14 protein-coding genes are annotated in these 20,793 nt (G+C 70.0%); 7 read left to right on the top strand and 7 right to left on the bottom strand.

All coding sequences use genetic code 11. The annotated features are described in order from the left end of the window. The first annotated feature begins 78 nt into the window (after positions 1-78). Both Aph01nite_RS30230 and Aph01nite_RS30225 read left to right on the top strand, forming a co-directional pair. Complete coding sequence (locus Aph01nite_RS30230) at positions 79-2,784, top strand: bifunctional glycosyltransferase/CDP-glycerol:glycerophosphate glycerophosphotransferase (RefSeq protein ID WP_275419314.1); 2,706 nt, start codon at positions 79-81, stop codon at positions 2,782-2,784. After that, positions 2,781-3,824 carry a glycosyltransferase gene (locus Aph01nite_RS30225; protein WP_204044430.1) on the top strand — a complete coding sequence of 348 codons (1,044 nt, stop codon included), beginning with the start codon at positions 2,781-2,783 and terminating at the stop codon, positions 3,822-3,824. The genes Aph01nite_RS30230 and Aph01nite_RS30225 overlap by 4 nt, the downstream gene beginning before the upstream one ends. On the opposite strand, the gene Aph01nite_RS30220 is transcribed toward Aph01nite_RS30225, so the two are convergent. The 3 genes from Aph01nite_RS30220 to Aph01nite_RS30210 are packed head-to-tail and all read right to left on the bottom strand — an operon-like array spanning position 3,805 to position 6,723. Continuing rightward, positions 3,805-4,875, bottom strand: coding sequence for a sulfotransferase family protein (locus tag Aph01nite_RS30220; protein ID WP_239162095.1), 1,071 nt, complete (start codon positions 4,873-4,875; stop codon positions 3,805-3,807). The genes Aph01nite_RS30225 and Aph01nite_RS30220 overlap by 20 nt on opposite strands. Beyond that, on the bottom strand, positions 4,872-5,873 hold the full coding sequence (locus Aph01nite_RS30215; protein WP_204044429.1) for a sulfotransferase family protein: 1,002 nt from the start codon (positions 5,871-5,873) through the stop codon (positions 4,872-4,874). The genes Aph01nite_RS30220 and Aph01nite_RS30215 overlap by 4 nt, the downstream gene beginning before the upstream one ends. After that, positions 5,866-6,723, bottom strand: a complete 858-nt coding sequence (locus Aph01nite_RS30210; protein ID WP_239162094.1) for a CDP-alcohol phosphatidyltransferase family protein — start codon at positions 6,721-6,723, stop codon at positions 5,866-5,868. The genes Aph01nite_RS30215 and Aph01nite_RS30210 overlap by 8 nt, the downstream gene beginning before the upstream one ends. Positions 6,724-6,882: 159 nt before the next feature. Here Aph01nite_RS30210 and Aph01nite_RS30205 point away from each other — a divergent pair, with 159 nt between their 5' ends. Continuing rightward, entirely contained in the window at positions 6,883-8,451 is a 1,569-nt protein-coding gene (locus Aph01nite_RS30205; protein ID WP_204044428.1) for a stealth family protein, read from the top strand. Here the strand turns inward: Aph01nite_RS30205 and Aph01nite_RS30200 are convergent. Further along, entirely contained in the window at positions 8,438-9,115 is a 678-nt protein-coding gene (locus Aph01nite_RS30200; RefSeq protein WP_204044427.1) for a hypothetical protein, read from the bottom strand. The two genes, Aph01nite_RS30205 and Aph01nite_RS30200, sit on opposite strands and share 14 nt — an antisense overlap. A 105-nt stretch (positions 9,116-9,220) precedes the next feature. Here Aph01nite_RS30200 and Aph01nite_RS30195 point away from each other — a divergent pair, with 105 nt between their 5' ends. Beyond that, entirely contained in the window at positions 9,221-10,045 is an 825-nt protein-coding gene (locus Aph01nite_RS30195) for a polysaccharide deacetylase family protein (RefSeq protein ID WP_204044426.1), read from the top strand. Here the strand turns inward: Aph01nite_RS30195 and Aph01nite_RS30190 are convergent. Both Aph01nite_RS30190 and guaA read right to left on the bottom strand, forming a co-directional pair. Further along, positions 10,042-11,169, bottom strand: a complete 1,128-nt coding sequence (locus Aph01nite_RS30190) for an acyltransferase family protein (protein WP_204044425.1) — start codon at positions 11,167-11,169, stop codon at positions 10,042-10,044. The genes Aph01nite_RS30195 and Aph01nite_RS30190 overlap by 4 nt on opposite strands. A 157-nt stretch (positions 11,170-11,326) precedes the next feature. Next, entirely contained in the window at positions 11,327-12,892 is a 1,566-nt protein-coding gene (guaA, locus tag Aph01nite_RS30185; RefSeq protein WP_204044424.1) for a glutamine-hydrolyzing GMP synthase, read from the bottom strand. A gap of 148 nt (positions 12,893-13,040) precedes the next feature. Between guaA and Aph01nite_RS30180 the strand changes: the two genes are divergently transcribed. Together Aph01nite_RS30180 and Aph01nite_RS30175 are read left to right on the top strand one after the other, a co-directional pair. Beyond that, positions 13,041-15,200 (top strand): serine/threonine protein kinase, encoded by a 2,160-nt coding sequence (locus Aph01nite_RS30180; RefSeq protein ID WP_204044423.1) that lies wholly within the window; start codon positions 13,041-13,043, stop codon positions 15,198-15,200. 43 nt (positions 15,201-15,243) lie between these two features. Continuing rightward, a complete protein-coding gene (locus Aph01nite_RS30175) occupies positions 15,244-17,469 on the top strand; it encodes a beta-propeller domain-containing protein (protein ID WP_204044422.1) in 2,226 nt (741 codons plus the stop codon). A gap of 105 nt (positions 17,470-17,574) precedes the next feature. On the opposite strand, the gene Aph01nite_RS30170 is transcribed toward Aph01nite_RS30175, so the two are convergent. Next, on the bottom strand, positions 17,575-19,305 hold the full coding sequence (locus tag Aph01nite_RS30170; protein ID WP_204044443.1) for a glycerol-3-phosphate dehydrogenase/oxidase: 1,731 nt from the start codon (positions 19,303-19,305) through the stop codon (positions 17,575-17,577). Positions 19,306-19,558: 253 nt separating this feature from the next. Here Aph01nite_RS30170 and nagA point away from each other — a divergent pair, with 253 nt between their 5' ends. Beyond that, positions 19,559-20,704, top strand: coding sequence for an N-acetylglucosamine-6-phosphate deacetylase (gene nagA, locus Aph01nite_RS30165; protein ID WP_204044421.1), 1,146 nt, complete (start codon positions 19,559-19,561; stop codon positions 20,702-20,704). The last annotated feature ends 89 nt before the right edge of the window (positions 20,705-20,793 follow it).

Below are 20,793 nucleotides of genomic sequence, written 5' to 3'. Positions count from 1 at the left end.
TTGGGTGAAACGGGCGGAGTGCGGCTTTGTTTGGGGAATAGGCCACTCAGGTTCTTTGGGGTGAGTGGGGGATTCCTGATGGGACGGCCGGATGTCAGTGTTGTTGTGACTTCGTACAACGATGCTGGTCGGGTGGGGAGGGCCGTCCGGTCGTTGCTCGGGCAGACGTTGCGGAACCTTGAGGTCATCGTGGTGGACGACGCCAGCGCGGACGGGACCGAGCGGGTGGTGCGGCGGCTGCCGGGGGTGCGGTATCTGCGGCGGGAGCGCAACAGCGGGGGGTGCGGGGCGCCGCGCAACGACGGGATCGACGCGGCGCGGGCGCCGTTCATCATGTTCCTGGACAGCGATGACGAGCTGCCGCGGCACGCGTGCAAGAGCCTGCTGACGGAGATCGAGCGGACGGGGGCCGACTTCGTCGCGGGGCAGATCTCCCGGGTGTACGAGCCCGGCGGGAAGAGCGAGCGGTACTACCCGAGCCTGTTCACGCCGCGGCGGGTGGTGGACGGGATCCGGGCCGAGCCGGAGTTGTTCCAGGACGGATTCGCCACGAACAAGATGTACCGGGTGGATTTCCTGCGCCGGCACCAGTTGCGGTTCCGGGAGGACCTGCACCACGAGGACCATGTCTTCACCGCCGACCTGTACGCGGCTGCCGAACGTTTCGCGATCGTCCCCTGGGTCGTCTACCACTGGCGGCGGGCCGGCTCGCTCAACCTGCGCGAACCGGCGAACGCCCGGCGGCGGGTGGCCGCGGCCGGGGCGGCGGACGAGATCCTGCGCCGCCACGGCATGGCGGACCTGGTCGCCGCCCGCCAGCTCCGGTTCGTACGGCAGGACCTGCGGGTCTACCTGAACGGATTGCCGTACCACGACGAGGAGTGGGCGGAGGAGTTCGCGGCGATCGTACGGCCGTATCTGGAGCGGTTGGAGCCGGGGGTGGTGGGCCGGGCGCATCCGATGGTGCGGGTCTGCTGCGAGCTGATCCGGCAGGGCAGGGCCGGTGAGCTGATGCTGGCGGCGGGGTGCCTGACCGGGCCGAAGGCGCCGCCGCGCCGGGTGCTGGTGGCAGGCAGGCGCACGTATTGGGGGGATCGGGAGGATCCGGGGCTGGACATCACGGCGCTGGGCATGGCCGCGCTGCCGTTCTCGGCGAGCCGGATCCGGCATGAGGTGACCGGGATGGCGGCGGAAGGGTCGACGTTCTCGTTGTCGATCACGACGTACGACCCGTTCCGGGTGATCCGCCCGGACGACCGCGCCACACTGATGTTCGACCACCACCAGATCCCGCTGACCCCGCAACCCACCCCCGACGGCACCTACCTGACCGAAATTTCCCTCGATCTAGCGAAATTTCAGGAAGTGTGGGGGGTGCATGAGCCGAGGGTGGGGTTCACGCGGCCGGGGAACGGGATCACGACCAGCGACCGGTTGCTGATCTCGCCGCTGGCCGCCCCGGTCACGATCGGCCTGTGGGGCAGGCGCGTCATCGCCGCCCCGAAGGGGTCCGCCGCCTCCCTCCGCCTGACCTGGCTGCGCACCGACCCGCTGGCCACGATCGCGCGCACCCCCTGGCTCAAGCCGTACGCGCGGAAAGTCCGCGATCTCCCGATCCGGGCCCGCAGGCGGCTCGGCTCGCGCGAGGTCAAGCTCAGGGTCTACGAACAGCTGATCAAAGTCGTCCCGCAGCGCAAGGATCTCGTGCTCTTCGAGGCCGACGCCGGCAAGGGATACACCGGACATCCCCGCTACATCCACGAGGAACTGCTGCGACGGCGGCTCGGCCTCACCGCCGTCTGGTCCCGCGCGAAGGGCAAGTTCCCCAAGAACGTCGTGACCGTGCGCCGGATGAGCTGGCGTTACGTGTGGACGATGGCGCGCGCCGGCTGGTGGGTGGACAGCCACGGCATGCCGCTCGGCTTCCCGAAGCCCGCCGGGACGCGCTACCTGCAGACCTGGCACGGCCAGGGCATCAAGACGATCAGCCAGGACGCCCCCGGCCCGCGCGGCGACGTCGCCGAACCCCGGGAGCAGTGGCGGGCGAACGTGGCCAGATGGGACGCCCTCGTCTCGCCCAGCGCCGAGTTCGAGCGCACCTTCGTCGCCTCCCACGAGTACGCGGGGCCGGTGCTCCGCTACGGCTCGCCCCGCTGCGACGTGCTCGTCAAGGGCGACCCCGCCGCCGTACGCCGGGTCAGGGACCGCCTGGAGATCCCCCCGGACAAGAAGATCCTGCTGTACGCGCCGACCCACCGCGACCAGCAGAAGATGTCCGGCAAATCCGTCAGGATCGACCTGGCCAAACTCGCCGCGAAGCTCTCCGGGGAATGGGTGCTGGTCCTGCGCACCCACCCGGCCGACTCCTACCGGGTGCCGGAGCGGCTGCGCGGCTTCGTCCGCCCGGCCGGCGCCTACCCCGAGGTCAACGACCTGCTCCTGGCCGCCGACCTACTGATCACCGACTACTCCTCGCTCATGTGCGACTTCGCGGTGACCGGCAAGCCGATGGTGTTCTTCATCGACGACTGGGAGGAGTACCGGCAGGCCGAAAGCGGCGTCACCCACGACCTGCCCGCGATCGCGCCGGGCCCGTGCGTGACCACGACGGCGGAGCTGCTGGCCGCGCTGCGGGAGCCGTACCGGCTGGAGCGGTACGCGGCTTTTCTGAAGACCTGGTGCCCGGAGGAGCGCGGCGACGCGGCGGCCCGGATCGTGAGCGCGTTCTTCGAGAACAGGCGCCCCACGCCGGAGCGGGCGCCGCGCGAGAAGGCCCGCCGATGAGCACTGTGCTGTTCGCGAGCACGGACGCCGGCACGCTCGGCGGCGGCGTGCGGCGGGTGGTGCACACGGTCGCGCAGGGACTGGCCGAACGCGGCCACGACGTGCACGTGGTCGATCTGGAGCCGGTCATCCCCATCGGCCGCCCGCAGTACACCCAGCACGTGATAAAACCGGGCCCCACCCGGTGGGCGAGGCGCAGGACCGCCGCCCTGCTGGCCTCGCTCGAACCCGGATACGCCGTGATGACCTCCCCGGACGCGGTCACCCGGATGAAGGACCTGCTCGGCCGCCACAAGGGCATCGGCCAGTACCCCGGCTCGTACGCCCACGCCCGCGCCGGCCGGCACTTCGCCACGGTCCGCGCCCACTACGGCACGCTCGACCAGGCCGTCTTCCTCAGCCCCGACGACGCCTGGCAGTTCGCCGAGCACGCGCTGCTCCCCAACACCTGGGACATCCCGAACCCGCTGGCCAGTTGGCCGCACGAGGTCTCGCCGCTCGACCGGCCCCGGGTGCTGGCCGTGGGGCGGCTGACCGGGGTCAAGCGGTTCGACCGGCTGATCTCGGCCTTCGGCCGTACCGCACGGGGGGACTGGGAGCTGCACCTGGTCGGCGACGGGCCGGACGCGGGGCGGCTGATGGTGCACGCGGTCACCGAGGGCGTGGCCGACCGGGTGCGCTTCCGCGGCAGGATCCCGGCCGGCGAGATGGCCGCGGAGTACCGGGCCGCCTCGCTGGTGGCGCTCTCCAGCGACCATGAGGGTCTGCCGCCGGTGCTCGCCGAGGCCGCCTCGCACGGGCTGCCGGCCGTCGCGTTCGACGTCTCCGGCGGGGTGCGGTGCCTGATCAGGAACGGCGAGACCGGCCTGCTCGCCCCGCCGGGCGACGTGCCCGCGCTGGCCGCCGCGCTGGGCGCGCTGATGGCCGACACCCGGCAGCGGCGGCGGCTCGGCTCGGCCGCCCGGGAGCACGCCCGCCGGTTCCGCCTGCCGCGCGTGGTGGACCGCTGGGAGGAGCTGTTCACGCACCTCCGGCGCTGAGCGCCAGCTCGCGCGGCGGCAGCCCGGCCAGTTTGCGCTGCCCCTCGGTGAGGAGCGCCGCCACCGGACCCGGCTCGCGCAGCCGGTTGATCCGGTCCCTGTTGGTCTTGCGCCAGCGCGCCGCCCGCCGCTTGGCCGCCGCCGCCTTGTACGCGCTGACGTGCTCCTTGGCCGCCTTCGGCGCCCCGCTCAACGCGTAGCCGTGCTGCCTCAGCCGGTCGCCCAGCACCTCCTCGGCGAGCGCGATCTCCCAGCCCTCCAGCCGCTGCGACCAGCTGCCGGCCCGGGAGGTGGTCACCGCGCCGTGCGTGTTGCTGTGCCAGACCTTGTGCGCCGGGACCGCCACCTGGGCGACGTGCTGCGGCTCGCACATGGCCGGGTCGTACTGCTCGCCGATGAAGCCGCAGAGCTTCCTCAGCTCCGACTCGGGGTCGGCGGTCAGGTCCTCGTAGCGCAGCTCGTAGTAGCTGCCCTTGGGCAGCCGCCGGGCGCTGCGGCGGCCGAAGTCGATCGCCTCGGCCCAGTTGGCGATGGCGTGGAAGCTGCTCAGGTGATACCAGGGCATCTCCTTGAGCGAGGCCACGCAGTCCCGGCCGTCCCTGATCAGGTGGATGAACTGGGCGTCGGGGAACATGCGCAGCAGGATGTCCACGTGCTTGAAGTAGCTGGGCCGCTTGTCACCCCAGCGCGGCTTGTCGAACCTGGCCGCGTAGCTGCGGAACACCGTGCCGATCACCGAGCCCAGGCTGCCGGGACCCGCGACGGCCTGCTCGACGAACGCGGCCCGGTCCAGGCCCAGCTCCCGGAACTTGGTGTCCCGGCCATTGGTGATCCACTCCGCCAGTCTCCTGCGGTTGGCCTCCTCGCGCAGGTCGCCGTACTTGCGGCGGCCGAAGTACGCCGGGACCAGGAACCGGGTCTCCGGCGGCACCGCCACCCGCGGGTGCGAGTGCAGCATCAGCTGCAGCATGGTGGTGCCCGAGCGTGGGCAGCCGATGACGAAGATCGGCCTGTCCTGCATGTACGTCTCCCCCGTGCCAGGTCTGGTCATTTGTGGACACCCGCGAGCTCGCGCTGGGTGGTGGTGAGCAGCGCGGCCACCGGCCCCGGCTCGCGGAACCGGTTGATGCGCTCGGTCAGCGCGGTGCGCCGCAGCTCGCGCCGCCAGGTGGAGGCGGTCTTGTCGTAGGCGGACACATCCTTGCGGGGCGCCTTCGGCGCGCCGCTCAGCTCGTAGCCGTACGCGGTGAGCCGTTCGCCCATGACGGTCTCGCAGAGCGACACCTCCCACGGCTCCAGCCGCTGCGACCAGCTCCCCGCCCGGGTCGTGGTCACCGCCTGCCGCGTGTTGATGTGCCAGTCCTTGTGCGACGGCACCACGTCCGCCACCCGGTACGGCTCCCGCATCACCGGGTCGTACGCCTCGCCGATGAACGTGCAGAGCGCGGTCAGCGTGGCGGCCGGGTCGGTGGTCAGGTCCTCGTAGCGCAGCTCGTAGTAGCTGTCCGGCGGCAGCTTGTGCCCCCGCCCGATGTCGATCGACTCGGTCCACCGGTAGACGGCCTCGTAGATGTCGCCCTTGAACCACGGCATCTCCTTCAGCGAGGAGACGCAGTCGCGGCCGTCCCTGATCAGATGGATGATCTGGGCGTCCGGGAACATGGCCAGCACCGCGTCCAGATGCCGGATGTACGGCGGGCGCTTGTCCCCCCACCGGGCCTTGCCGTGCAGCTCGGCGAACATCTGGAAGACCAGGCCGACGACGGACCCGAGACTGCCCGGCCCCTCCACGGCGCGGCGGATGAACTCGTCCCCGTCCACCCCGAGATCGGGGAACTGGGTCCGCGAGCTCCGTGCGATCCACCTGGCCAGGGCGCGCCGGTTCTTCGGCCGGCGCAGGTCCCCCCACGTCCGCCGCTCCCGGTAGGCCTGCACCAGGATCCGGCTCTCCGGCGGCACCGCGATCCGCGGATGCGCGTGCAGCATCAGCTGCAACATGGTGGTGCCGGACCGCGGGCACCCGACGACGAAGATCGGCCGTTCAGACAAGAACCCTCTCCCTTTCCGCAACGGTGCGCCCGGCCTCCCGGGCGGCCAGCCAGACCCGGTAGATCAGCGCGAATTCGAACAGCAGCAGGAGCGCCCCCGCGACCCCGGCCGCCCAGACCATCGCCCACGCCCCGAACGGCGGCGCGACCACGAACACGGCGGCATGGAACTCGATGCCGCCGACCACATGGGTGCGCACCCGGCGCCGGACCAGGAAGATCCGGAACCGGTCGTACCAGGGGAAGGTCTTCCGCCAGCCGCGATGCAGATCCACCAGCGGCTGGTCGTGCGTGGCCACCAGGTGCCCGACCCGGGACTGCGGGGTGTGCCGCAGCACGTCCTCGACGAAGACGACCTCGCCGCCCGCGCGGGCCGCGACCAGCAGCTTGGTGGCCTCCCTGACCCGGTTGATCTGCGGCGCGTTGATGTACCTGAACAGATCCAGCAGGACCACCGCGGTGGCCGCGATCCAGTAGACCGACGCGCCCTGGCCGTAGGCGAAGCCGAACGCGCAGCACAGCACACGCACCCGGTCGCCCACGTAGTCGAGCCAGAGCCCGAACGGCGTGCCGGTGCCCTTCAGCCGCGCGACCTTCCCGTCCATGCAGTCGACCGTGAAGCTGAGGTAGAACAGGACCGCCCCGGCCACCAGGTGACCGGCGGCGAAACACCCGGCGGACGCGAACCCGAGCAGGATGGACACCCGGGTGAGCCCGTTGGGCGTGATCGAAGTGCGGTTGGCGACGAGCAGCGCGAGACGGCACGCCAGTGGATCCACCAGGAAAACGGTCCACCAGGAGTCTCGCGGCTTGCGTGCCGCCTTGATGTCATCGAGCGTGAAGCCCCCCATGCACGTAAGAATGACTACGCCAGGTAGTCGGCAACCCCTTCTTCGGTGACAGCCGGGGGATCTCGTTGCCACTTCTTGACCGTTGCCCTGACGTGGGCAAAGCCCCTGCCAACCGCTGCGCACGTCGGTTAGAGTCCAGAAATCTTCGGGGGGAGACCCATGCCTGTGGGAACTTTGTATCGACAGTTGCAAGGCCGGCTGGGCGCGCGTGACATCTCGCCGCCGCGGGCCGCGCTGATCCGGGCCGACGTGAGCCCGCTCCAGGCCGTACGGGAGACGCTGGACCTGGTCTGCCGGGCGCTGACCGAGGCCGGCGTGCCGTTCTTCTGCGTACGGCCGCTGCCCGGGCGGCCGCCGGTGGTGGCGGTGCCGAACGCGGACCAGCCGGAGGCGCTGGCGGCGCTGGCCCGGACGGACTGCTTCGCGAGGCGGCTGGGCGCCGGGCGGCACGGCTCACGGCGGCCCAGCGCCGACCGGCTCAGGCCGCTGCGCCGCGGCGACCTGGCCGACGCCCAGGCGGTCCGGCTGGCGCTGTACTTCAGCAGCCCGTCCAGGACGCTCACACTCGGGCCCGAGCACGGCGTGGACCTGGAGTTCTGGCACCGCGAGGGCGACCTGCTGGTGGCGCCCCGGCCGAACCGGGTGTGCGAGGCGGTGCCGCTGTCCGGGCCTCTGGTGCCCGGCCGGGAAGACCTGTTCAACCGGCTGGCGTCGGCGGACAGCCGGCGTACGTATCCGACCCGGCCGGAGTTCCTCGCCCGCCTGGTGGACGAGATCGACTTCCCGATCGACGCCGTCTACACGTGGGTGGACGGGGCCGATCCGGCCTGGCGGGCGCGGCGGGACCTGGCGCTCACCGGGGGGCTCAGCGACCTGGCCACCAACGAGGCGCGGTTCGTCAGCCGGGACGAGCTGCGGTACTCGCTGCGCTCGCTCGTCGCGTACGCGCCGTGGATCAGGAAGATCTGGCTGGTCACCGACCGGCAGCGGCCGGCCTGGCTGCGCGAGGACGAGCGCGTGCAGGTGGTGGACCACCGGGAGATCTTCCGCGATCCGAGCCTGCTGCCGGTGTTCAACTCGCACGCCATCGAGGCGCAGCTGCACCGCATCGAAGGGCTGACCGAGCACTTCCTGTACCTGAACGATGACTTCTTCCTGGGACGCCCGCTCTATCCGGAGACGTTCTTCGAGGGGAACGGGGTCACCCGGTTCTTCCCGTCGGCCGCGCAGGTGCCGTTCGCGCTGCACGAGGACAATCCGGTGCACGCGGCCGGCATGAACAACCGACGGCTGCTGGAGGACCTGTGCGGGCGCACGCTCACGCAGAAGATGAAGCACGTGCCGTACGCGCTGCGCCGGTCGTTGATGTACGAGCTGGAGGACCGGTTCGCGGAGGAGTTCGAGGAGACCACGCGGTCGGCGTTCCGGCGCTCCAGCGACATCGCCGTGGTGTCGTCGCTGGCGCACTACTACGGCTATCTGAGCGGGCGGGCGCTGCCGGGCGCGATCAACTACACGTACGTGGACCTGTCGATGCGCAAGGCCAGGATCAAGATGCGGCGCATGCTGAAGGCCCGGGAGCACGACGCGTACTGCCTGAACGACACCGCGGCCACGACGCCGGAGCAGGACGCGATCGTGCTGCGGTTCCTGGAGGCGTACTACCCGACGGCCAGCCCGTTCGAGGCGCCGGAGCGGGACGTGGCCCTGGAGTTCACGCCGGGGTGAGCTCGTGCAGCAGCGTGAGCAGGTGGCCGCCGAGCGGGGTGAGGGTCACCTGGCCGGGCGTACGGGCGACCGCGCCGAAGAAGGCGAGCAGCTCCAGCCCGGCGGCGACGTCGAAGCTCACCCCCTCGGCTTCGGCGGCCTCGCGGATGGTGGCCTCCAGGGCGTTCTCGTCCACGGCGGTGCCGGCGGGCGCGGGCAGCCGGGCCAGAACCTGGAGCGCCACCAGTGCGCCGCCTTCGGCGCCCTCGATGAACTCCTCGTCGTTCCCGTCCACCGTACGGACGAAGGCGTTGCGCCAGGTCTCCAGGGCGTCGCCGGCCAGCCCGAGGCCGGGGCGCGCCTTGCGGCCCCTGACCTGGATCACGTCGGCGGCGCGGGCGACCGACCAGAGCGACATCAGCCAGGGCACCCGGCTGGCCGTACGGATCCTGACTGGCGGGGGCTCCAGGCCGAGCGCGACGCAGAGATCGGGGATGTCGCCCGGCCGGGGCACGCCGGTGGCGGTCACCGCGACGCCCTCGCCGACCCAGGCCGCCACGGCGCGCAGGCCGCGGATGACGGGGGTCGCCGCGGCGGCGCGGACCAGCGGGGGCTCCTGAGTCAGGGTCCTCGCCGCGGCGCGCTTTGCGGGATGACCGGAACTCTGCTTTCGGCGGCGGCTCACCGGGGGAGAATATCGGAGCATTTCTCCATGTACGTCACCATGCACGTCATGCCGGATTGTCACACGCCTCAGAAAACTCCCAGGAGGGCACGTTAGGATGCCGCAATGCTGTTGCGTCACACCCTCCCCGCCCTTCTCGCGTGCGCGACCCTGACGCTGCTCCCGGCGGCCGGCGCGCAGGCTTCCCCCGCGGACACCGTGGACACCAAGGTCACTGTCGGCCCCGCCGTCAAGGCTCCCGTGAGCAAGAAGGCCGTGCCGTTCTGCGAGTCGCACAAGTGCATCGCGCTCACCTTCGACGACGGCCCCTCGGCCAACACCACGAAGCTGCTGGCCACGCTGAAGAAGTACAAGGCCAAGGCCACGTTCTTCGTGATGGGCTCGCAGGTGAAGAAACACCCCGTGCTGACCAAGAACATCGCCAAGGGCGGCCACGAGGTGGGCAACCACACCTGGAGCCACCCGTGGCTGACCGACCTGAGCTCCGGCGAGATCTACAAAGAGATCAACGAGACCCAGAAGGTGATCAAGAAGGCCACCGGCAAGACGCCGACGCTCTTCCGCGCCCCCGGCGGTCTGACCGACGAGGACGTGAACGCGGTCGCCGCCAAGCTGAAGCTGATCCAGATCCCGGGCACGGTCTCCACCAAGGACTACGTCAAGGACTACCGGAACGTGGAGTTCCTCACCACGGCCGCGCTTGAGGTGGCCGGGCCTGGCGAGGTCATCCTGATGCACGAGACCGTCAAGGAGACCGTCGACTCCATGCCGAAGGTGCTGGCCACGCTCCAGAAGCAGGGGTACTTCTTCGTCACCGTGTCCAAGCTGCTGGAAGGCCAGAAGCTGGTGCCGGGCGAGTCGTACCCGCAGCGGTCGGTGGACGAGGTCGACGACGGCGACGAGCTGTCCGGTCCCGGCGGCGAGGTCTAGGCGGTCCGGCGGGCCAGGCGCCTGCCGAAACGCTGCGCCGGGCCTTCGACCAGCCGGTAGGTGGCCCAGCTGAGCAGCAGCAGCGTGGCGAGGTAACCCAGCCCGACGGCGATCCTGGCGGCGAGCGGGAGCAGGCGCAGGTCCCCGAAGAACTCGGGCAGCAGGCGCAGCAGCGGGTGGTGCAGCAGGTAGACGGAGTAGCTGATCAGGCCCAGCCAGACCAGCACGCCGGGGATCCTGCGGTCGCGCAGGGCCCTGGCGCCCGCGAAGGTGGCGGCGGCCAGGACCAGCGTGGTGATCCAGACCGGCGGCTGGACCCACCACCAGCCCGCCTGGATGGACCAGACCGGCGAGATCGCGACCAGCGCGGCGGAGACGAGCACCGGCCAGAACGGGCCGGTGCCGTTCTCCCAGCGGTAGAGCGCGGTGCCGGTGAACATGACGGCCAGGATCGCGGCGCCGAACCAGGGCACGTATCCGCTGCCGAGCAGCAGGACCACGGCCATCACGCCCAGCAGATAAGCCGCCGTAGTCCGGAAATTTCCGGACAAAATGCAGGCCAGGCCGATGACGAAGAGTGCGCCGGACACGATCGCCGGCCACGGCCCTCCGAGCACCGGCGAGTCGAAGACGATCCCGGCCACGATGGCGACCGCGCCGAACACCATGGCGTAGATCCCGCTGGCCCGCTGCACCCCGCGCACGAACAGCGCCGTGACCAGCAGATAGAACACCATCTCGTACGACAACGTCCACATCGGATCCGCGAGACCCCCGATGTGCACCACGTCCAGCAACATGCTCACATGCGCGGCCACGCCGGAAATATCCCGCGGAACCTGGACCCGTACCGGCACCCAGATGGCAATGAACAGCGCAACCGCCACAACAACCAAATACAACGGATAAAGGCGAAATATCCGGCTTATCCAGAAGGCGCGGACGTCGCCGCGGGACTCCAGGGAAGCCGGGATGATGTACCCGCTGACCAGGAAGAACACCAACACGCCGTACATGCCCATGTTGAACCAGTACGGCCGCAGGCTCGGCATGATCCAGGGCAGCATGTGCTCGCCCACCACCGCGAGCGCCCCGATCCCCCGCAACGCGTCCAGCCAGGCCATCCGCCGCCCGCCGGATGGCGGTATGGCGGGAGACAGGACGTCGGTACTCGGGGAGGAAAGCCCCTGCTGAGTGGAAATCACTCGGGCTAACCTACCCGCCGGCAGGAGTCCACACCGCCCGATTTACCCCGGGTCGCAGCACAACGCGAAGAGCGGGTCACTCCCACTCGATGGTGCCCGGGGGCTTGCTGGTGATGTCCAGTGTGACCCGGTTCACCTCGCGGACCTCGTTGGTGATCCTGGTGGAGATCCGGGACAGCACGTCGTAGGGCACCTTGGCCCAGTCGGCCGTCATCGCGTCCTCCGAGGTCACCGGGCGCAGCACGACCGGATGCCCGTACGTGCGGCCGTCGCCCTGCACGCCCACCGAGCGCACGTCCGCGAGCAGCACCACCGGGCACTGCCAGATGTCCCGGTCCAGCCCGGCCCTGGACAGCTCGGCGCGGGCGATGGCGTCCGCCTCGCGCAGGATGTCGAGGCGCTCCTGGGTGACCTCGCCGATGATCCGGATGCCCAGCCCCGGGCCGGGGAACGGCTGCCGCCAGACCATCGCCGCCGGCAGGCCGAGCTCCTCGCCGGCCCGGCGCACCTCGTCCTTGAACAGCGCGCGCAGCGGCTCCACCAGGGAGAACTTCAGGTCGTCGGGCAGGCCGCCCACGTTGTGGTGGGACTTGATGTTCGCGGTCCCGGTGCCGCCGCCCGACTCCACCACGTCCGGGTAGAGCGTGCCCTGCACCAGGAAGTCGGCGGGGCCGTCGGCCAGGATGGCCCGCTGCTCGTCCTCGAAGACCCGGATGAACTCCCGGCCGATGATCTTGCGCTTCTCCTCGGGGTCGCTCACCCCGGCCAGCGCCTTGAGGAAGCGCTCGGACGCGTCCACGACCCGCAGTTTCACCCCGGTGGCGGCCACGAAGTCCCGTTCGACCTGCTCGGCCTCGCCCTTGCGCAGCAGCCCGTGGTCCACGAACACGCAGGTCAGCCGGTCTCCGATGGCCTTCTGCACGATCGCGGCGGCCACCGCGGAGTCCACGCCGCCGGACAGCGCGCAGATCGCCCGCCCGTCCCCCACCTGCGCCCGGACGGCGGCGACCGCGTCCTCCACGATGTTCAGCATCGTCCAGGAGGGCCGGCAGCCGGCCGCGTCCAGGAAGTGCTTGAGCACGGCCTGGCCGTGGTCGGAGTGGAGCACCTCGGGATGGAACTGCACCCCGTAGAAGCCACGGCTGACGTCCTCGAAGCCCGCCACCGGCGTGTCCGCCGTCGAGGCCGTGACCATGAACCCGTCGGGGGCCGCCACCACGGAGTCGCCGTGCGACATCCAGACCTGCTGGGCGGCGGGCAGGCCCGCGAACAGCATGCCCTCCCGCAGCACGGTCAGCGGGGTGCCGCCGAACTCGGCCGCTCCGGTGCGGGCCACCCGTCCGCCGAGCTCCTGGGCCATGACCTGGAATCCGTAGCAGATCCCGAAGGTCGGCACCCCGGTCTCGAACAGGCCCTGCGGGGCCGCGGGGGCTCCCTCCGCGTACACCGAGGAGGGGCCGCCGGAGAGGATGATCGCCTTCGGGCGCTTGGCCATCATCTCGTGCACCGGCATGGTCGACGGCACGATCTCGGAGTACACGTGGCACTCCCGCACCCGCCGCGCGATCAACTGCGCGTACTGGGCGCCGAAGTCCACCACCAATACCGTGTCGAACTCCGACTGCCGCACATCACCGGACAAAGCATGCCCCCCAAGCCAAGAACCAGCGGTGTCCTCAGTCTATCGACGCCCCTCTGTCACCCGTACGCCCTACGGGGGGACCCGTGGCGAGTACAACCATCAGGACACGACGCTTCCGCCGTGTCTTCGCTGGATCCACAATTCTCCTATGCCGGAAATCGTTTCACTGAGGACGGGCGATCCCCACAACCTGGGTGCGTACCGCCTTCAGGGGCGAATCGGAGAGGGTGGCCAAGGGGTCGTCTATCTCGGGGTGGGTTCGTCGGGGGAGCAGTTCGCCGTCAAGTTGCTGCGCTCGGATCTGGCCGCCGACTCGGCGGTGCGGGAGCGTTTCCTGCGGGAGGTGGACGCCGCCAAGCGGGTCTCGCCGTTCTGCACGGCGCAGCTGATCGAGACGGGTGTGGCGGGCGATCAGCCGTACATCGTGAGCGAGTACATCGAAGGGGACACGCTCCAGCAGCGGGTGACGGCGTCGGGGCCGCTGGGCGGGCCCGCGCTGCACCGGCTGGCGATCGGCACGGCCACCGCGCTGGCCGCCATCCACCAGGCCGGGGTGGTGCACCGCGACTTCAAGCCGGCCAACGTGATCATGGGTCCGGACGGGCCGCGAGTGATCGACTTCGGCATCGCCAAGGCGCTGGACGCGTCGGCCACGCAGACCTCGCGGCCGGTGGGCACGCCCGCCTACATGGCGCCGGAGCAGATCATGGGCCACCCGGTCGGGCCACCCGCCGACCTGTTCGCCTGGGCCTGCACCATCCTGTACGCGGCGACGGGCAACAGTCCCTTCGGCAGCGACACCCTGCCCGCGGTGATCAACCGCATCCTCAACGCCACGCCGAGCACCGAGGCGTTACAGGGGCTGCTGCGTGACGTGGTCGAGTCCTGCCTGGCCAAGGATCCGCGGAGCCGGCCGACGGCGGAGCAGGTCCTGCTGCGGCTGCTCCAGCATTCCCGGCCGAACGCGACCATCCTCCAGGAGGCCGCCGCCGCTGCGGCGGTGCCGGGAACCGCTCCCGCGAACGCCGCGCCCAACCCCTGGGCTCCCCCGCACGGGGCTCCGGTCAATCCGCCCTATGCGCCGCATCCCACGCCGACGAAGCAGTACTCGTCCTCCTTACCCCCGCAGACCGGCTCGTACGGCATGCCGCCGGTCAACCAGCCGCCCCCGCCTCCGCCGTACCACCCCCAGCCGATCCACCAGATGGGCACGCAGACCCCCGGCCCCCAGAAGGGTTCCCGGGTCGGGCTGGCCGCCGTCGCGGTCGCGGTGGCCGTGATCGTCATCGCGGCCGTCGTGGTGATCGCGATGCGCACCGACGACCCCACGATCGGGGCGGGCGGCACCACGTCGAGCAGCCCGTCCGCCGCGCCGTCCACGCCGGAGCCGGAGCCGAGCCCCACGCCCGAGGTCGTCCGGACCAAGCTGCCCGGCCTGTCCGCGTACGTGTACGAGGCGCCCACCGACCCCCTCGCGCTGACCTACTACGACATCCACGACAAGACCAAGGATGTCTGGACCAACTACCCGCGCGAGTCACGGGACGGGAAGTTCACCAAGAGCACCAAATACTGGCAGCAGTACCTCTCCCCCGACGGCGTGTACGCGGTCGGGCGGCCCCGCAACTACCGCACCGACGACTACCACGGCGTGGACATCATCACCCGGGCCACCGGCGCGGTGCAGACCGTGAAGTCGGTCAAGATCCCGCTCACGTACGAGTACGGCGAGTGGTCCAGGAACAGCAGCCGCCTGCTGTTCACCATCCTCAACTCCAGCGGCGAGAACTGGACCGTCAAGGGCTTCATGGTCATCGAGATGGCCACCGGCAAGACCACGATCCGCCGGATCAACGACCCCGCGATCAAGGACGGCCGCTTCTACTGGAGCCCCGACGAAACGGCATTCGTCATCTCCTACACGGAGGGGACGACCAGCGGCCTGCGGCACTACGACTTCCAGGGCGAGGTCGTGAAGACCATCCCCGACGTCGGGGTGCCGGCCAACACCGCGACCGGCCTGTACTCCCCCTCGGGCCAGCAGTTCGTCACCAAGTGCCCGGACGAGAACGCCGGGACCTGCATCTGGGACGCCGACACGGGGGCCGCGTTCGCCCAGTTCACCTCGGACTGCAACCGCGTCCTCGGCTGGTGGGACGACCAGCACGTGTACTGCTGGATCTCGCCGACGGACAACACGTCCAACGTCTCGATCATCGATCTCAAGGGCGACGTCGTACGCAAACTCATCGAAACCAGTGACGCGAAGGACCTGTCGCCGTACTACGCGCGTACCGGTAACAGTTGAAAGTCGCCCTGAACCGGGCCAGAACGGCATCCGTGTCAGGGGCATGAGGATTTCGATTCGGGCAGCCGGGGCGGTGGCCGTCGCACTGCTGGCCGCCGCGTGCACGTCCGGCGGGGGCCGATCCGCCCCGCCCGCGATCAATCTGACCGGCAAGATCAAGCTGGTCTCGTACGACGACTGCGCCGAGATGCTCACCAGCCTGCGCACGGCGACCGCGCGGAACGCGAACGCGTGGGGCTTCGGCATGCCGATGGTCTCGCTGGAGGCCGCGGACACCGCGCGGAGCGCCGTCGGCGCCACTGGCACGGGCGCCGTCAGCACGTACTCGACCACCAACGTGCACGAAGCCGGGGTGGACGAGCCCGATCTGGTGAAAACCGACGGCGAACGGGTGATCGTGGTCACCCAGGGGGTGCTGCGAGTGGTCGACACGGCCACCCGGAAGGTCACCGGCGAACTGCGGCTGGTGCCCAAGGAGCAGAGCTGGATCCCCGCCGACCTGCTGCTGTCCGGTGACCGGGCGCTGGTGCTGATGACCCAGGGCGGCGAGACGCTCGGCATGGACACGGTCGCTCGGATGCGGCCCATGTCGGGACCGAAATACGTGCTCGTGGACCTGAGCGGGCAGCCGACCGAGGTCGCCTCGATGCGGATGACGGGCAGCCATGTGGACGCCCGCATGGTGGGCTCCACGGTCCGCCTCGTGGTCCGGTCCTCGCCGGACATCCCCTTCCCCGAGCCGAAGCCCAACCAGACGGACGCCGAGCGGCTGGCGATCAGCAGGGAGGCCATCGCGAGCGCGCCGATCCAGGCGTGGCTGCCGAAGTTCGAGATCCAGACCGGGGACGCCAAGACGCCGGGCACCGTGAAGTGCGAGAACGTCAGCCATCCCGCCGAGTTCTCGGGCACGTCGATGCTGAGCGTGCACACCGTCGATCTGAACGGCACCTTCGGCGCGGTCGAGCCGATCAGCGTGGCCGCCGACGGCGACACCGTGTACGGGACGAAGGACAGCCTCTACGTCACCAGCAATCCGACCTTCTGGTTCATGCCGATGATGCCGGCCCCGGAACCGCTCCCGGACGTGGCGGTCACGCCCCGGCAGGACCCGGAGATGCCGACCCTGATCCCGGATCCGGTCGAGCCGGGCGGATCGGGCGGTCCCGTGGCTCCCGAGGTCCAGCCGAGCCACCCGGACGCGGAGAAGATCGCGCCTCCGTCGTCCGGCACGGTCGAACCCAAGTCCGCACCGTCCGCGGTGCCGTCCGCTGCGCCGACCCCGGTTCCGCCTGTGGATCCGAGCCCGCAGCCGTCCGCTGGATCGACGCCGGTTGAGACCATCGCGCCGACCCCGATGCCGTCCGCTGGGCTGACGCCGATCGAGACCATCGAGCCGGCCCCCACTCCTCCCCCGCAGCGGACGGAAGTGCACCGGTTCGACATCACCGCTCCCACCGCGCCCCGCTATGTCAGCTCAGGCTCGGTCCCCGGTCGGCTGCTCAACCAGTACTCCCTGTCCGAGCACGCCGGACATCTGCGGATAGCGACCACACTCGACCCGCAGACCGCCAACGCCAAGAGCGAAAGCGCCGTCTACGTCCTTAAATCCGACACCCTCGCCCAGGTCGGCTCCATCACCGGCCTCGGCAAGGACGAGCAGATCTACTCGGTCCGCTTCATCGGCGACCTCGGCTACGTGGTGACCTTCCGCCAGATCGACCCCCTGTACGCACTCGACCTGCGGAACCCGGCGGCCCCCAAGGTCACCGGCGAACTGAAGATCACCGGCTACTCCGCCTACCTGCACCCGGCAGGCCCCGGCCGCCTGATCGGCGTCGGCCAGGAAGCCACCACGGAAGGCCGCCAGACCGGCACCCAGGTCTCCCTCTTCGACGTGGCCGACCCGGCGGCGCCGAAGTCCCTGTCGCGCTTCTTCCAGGAAAAGGGCGGCTCCGAGGCCGAATGGGACCCCCACGCCTTCCTCTACTGGCCCGAGGACAACCTGGCCATGATGCCGCTGATGAGCTGGGGCTCCAACTGGGCCGAGGGCAGCTCCGCCCTGGTCCTCCGCGTCACCGACTCCGACATCACCAAACTCGGCATGATCACCCACCCCAAGATCGCCCAGCAGGCCGAATTCGCCCCCGCCAACCCCGGCATCCGCCGCTGCCTCATCATCGGCAACACCATCTGGACGATCTCCGACCTGGGCCTCAAAGTCAGCGACTCCACCACCCTCACCGACCAAACCTGGCTCCCTTTCACCTAGGAATCCAGGCGCCCACTCCAACGGAGGGGAGTGGGCGCCGGTGCGGCGAGAAGCATCACCTGCGCTAACGGCGCCGGATAACGGCGCGAACCCGGCAGCAGAGCTCTAAATCGGGCGCCCTTCGGGAACGGCCACCGGGACGATCTCGGGGGCGCCCATCTGGATGGCGTCGGCCTCCTGGTCGGTGTCCTGCTCCTGGGAGACCCGCTCGGCCTCGACCCGCTTGGTGTAGTACTCCACCTCACGCTTGACCTGCTCCGCGTCCCACCCGAGCGGCCCGGCCAGCAACTCGGCGGCCTCCTCGGCGACGGCGAGCCCCCGGTGGAAGGTCTCGATGGAGATGTGCGTACGCCGAGTGAGCACGTCGTTGAGGTGCCTCGCCCCCTCGTGGGTGGCCGCGTACACGATCTCGGCCCGGAGGTAGTCGTCCGCGCCGGTCAGCGGACGAGCCAGACTCGGATCGGCCTCGATCAACAGGAGAACTTCGTCGATCATCGATCCGTACCGCTGGAGCAGATGCTCGATACGGGCCACATGCAGTCCAGAAGACTCGGCCAGGCGGTTGCGGGAGTTCCAGCGCGCCTGGTACCCCTCCGCGCCGACGAGCGGGATGCGATCCGTACAGGACGCCGGAACCCGCACGTCCAGCCCGTGCGCGACCGCGTTCACGGCATCCGCCGCCATCACCCGATAGGTGGTGAACTTCCCTCCGGCCACCATCACCAGCCCCGGCACCGGATGAGCCACCACATGCTCACGGGACAGCTGCGAGGTCTGCTCGGACTCCCCCCGCAGCAGCGGACGCAGCCCTGCGTACACACCCTCGACATCGTCCCTGGTCAACGGCACAGAAAGCACCGCATTGACATGATCGAGAACATAGTCGATGTCGGTACGGGAAGCCGCCGGATGCGCCTTGTCGAGCGTCCAGGCGGTATCGGTCGTCCCGATGATCCAGTGCCTCCCCCAAGGAATCACGAAAAGCACCGATTTTTCGGTGCGAAGAATGATACCGGTGAGTGAGTGGATGCGATCCCGGGGCACCAGCAGATGGATCCCCTTGGACGCCTTGACGTGGATCTGCCCACGCCCGCCCACCAACTCCTGGATGTCATCGGTCCAGACCCCGGTCGCGTTGACCACCTGCCGAGCCCGCACATCCAGCTCCGTACCGGTCTCCAGATCGCAGACCCGGACCCCGGTGACCCGCTCCCCCTCCCGAAGGAACCCCACCACCTGCGCCCGAGACGCCACCTGCGCCCCATACGTCGCCGCGGTCCTCAGCAGCGTCATCACATACCGGGCATCATCCACCTGCGCGTCCCAGTACTGCACCGCCCCCGTGAACGCCGTCCGCCGCAACGAGGGCGCCAGCCGCAACGCCCGCTTCCGGGACAGATGCCGATGCCCCGGAACCCCCCGGGTGAACCCGAACGAGAACCCCAGGCTGTCGTAAAGCACCAGCCCGGCCCCCACGTACGGACGCTCCCACCCCGTATGCGTCAGCGGAAACAGGAACGGCACCGGCCTGACCAGGTGCGGCGCGATCCGCTGCAACAGCAGCGACCGCTCCTGCAACGCCTCCCGTACCAGATCGAAGTTGAGCTGTTCTAGATAGCGCAACCCACCGTGGATCAGCTTCGAGGACCGGGACGAGGTGCCCGACGCGAAGTCCCGCGCCTCCACCAGCCCGACCGACAGCCCACGCGTGGCGGCGTCCAGCGCCACTCCCGCGCCCACCACGCCCCCACCGACCACGACCACGTCGAGTTCCCGCGATCCCATCTGGGACAGCGCCATCAGACGCTCCGCGGGCCCAAGCCTCGCTGTCCCCATCCGCGCAGTCATCGGTCTCCCTTGTGTACGGCGGTACGGCGGTCCGGCTGCCACCTGCTGCTGTCGTTCTACCCGAAATCTACCGACGAGTAGCCTCCCGGCACGACACCAGCGGACGGCACTCTCCCGACCGTATCCTCCGTCCCGACCTGACCAGATCACGGCCCCAGGCTGGGGGAACGCTTACCCGGCGATTACCCCGCGGGTGATCGCGCCGTCGCGGCCGGAGCGGTGACCGTGGAGGATAGGGCGCATGAGCATCACTCTCTCCGACGCCCGGATCGTGACGCCCGACGGCGTGCACCACGGATGGCTGACCATTGAGGACGGGCGGATCACCCATGTCGGGCAGGGTCCGGCGCCCGGGAACGGGCACGGGCTCGGAGGGCTGATCATCGTCCCGGGATTCGTCGACATCCACGTGCACGGCGGTGGCGGCGCGGGGTATCCGGCGGGCTCGGCCGACCAGGCCCGGCGCGTCGTCGGCTTCCACCGGCGACACGGGACCACGACCGCTCTGGCCAGCCTGGTCACCGCACCACTGGAGCGGCTGAAGGCCGCCGCTGCCATGCTCGCGGGACTGTGCGCGGAGGGACTGCTGGCCGGCATCCACTACGAGGGCCCCTACATTTCGGCCGCCCGCTGCGGCGCCCACCGCCCTGAACTGCTGCGCGAGCCCTCGGTCACCGAGTTCGCCGAACTCATCAAGGCCGGCGACGGGCACGTCCGCATGTTCACCCTGGCCCCCGAACTCCCCAGCGCTCTGGACGCCGTACGCGAATGCGTCGATTCCGGGGTGATCGCCGCCATCGGCCACACGGACGCCACCTTCGAGCAGGCCATGGCGGCCATCGACCTGGGCGCCTCCGTGGCCACCCACCTGTTCAACGCGATGCGCCCGCTCAACCACCGCGACCCGGGCCCGATCACCGCCGCCATGGTCGACGAACGCGTGACCGTGGAGATCGTCAACGACGACGTGCACCTGCACCCGTCCGTGATCGATCTGGTGCTCTCCGCCGTACCCGGCACCCGTGTGACATTCATCACCGACGCGATGGACGCCGCCGGCATGCCCGACGGCGACTTCGACCTCGGTCCCATGAAAGTCGAGGTCCGCTCCGGCGTGGCCCGCCTCGCGGGCGGCGGCTCCATCGCCGGCAGCACCCTTACCATGGACGCCGCCTTCCGCCGCGGCGTCCAGACCAACGGTCTCACCCTGCCCGAGGCGGCCCGGGTGACCTCCCTCACCCCCGCCCACGTCCTCGGCCTGGCCGACGAGATCGGCTCCATCACCACCGGCAAATACGCCGACCTCGTCCTCCTCGACGACACCCTCACCGTCCAGTCCGTCATGAAACGCGGCACTTGGCTCACACCCCCGCCCGGAACCCCCTGACCAACAGATCAGGGCACCCCACAGGAGTGCCCTGATCAGCCAGGTGGCATGAATCACCACCAGGATGGACGGCCATCTTTGGCGCCAGC

This window comes from Acrocarpospora phusangensis, assembly GCF_016862995.1.
Taxonomy (GTDB): Bacteria; Actinomycetota; Actinomycetes; order Streptosporangiales; family Streptosporangiaceae; genus Acrocarpospora; species Acrocarpospora phusangensis.
This window is presented reverse-complemented; position numbering and strand designations above follow the sequence as displayed.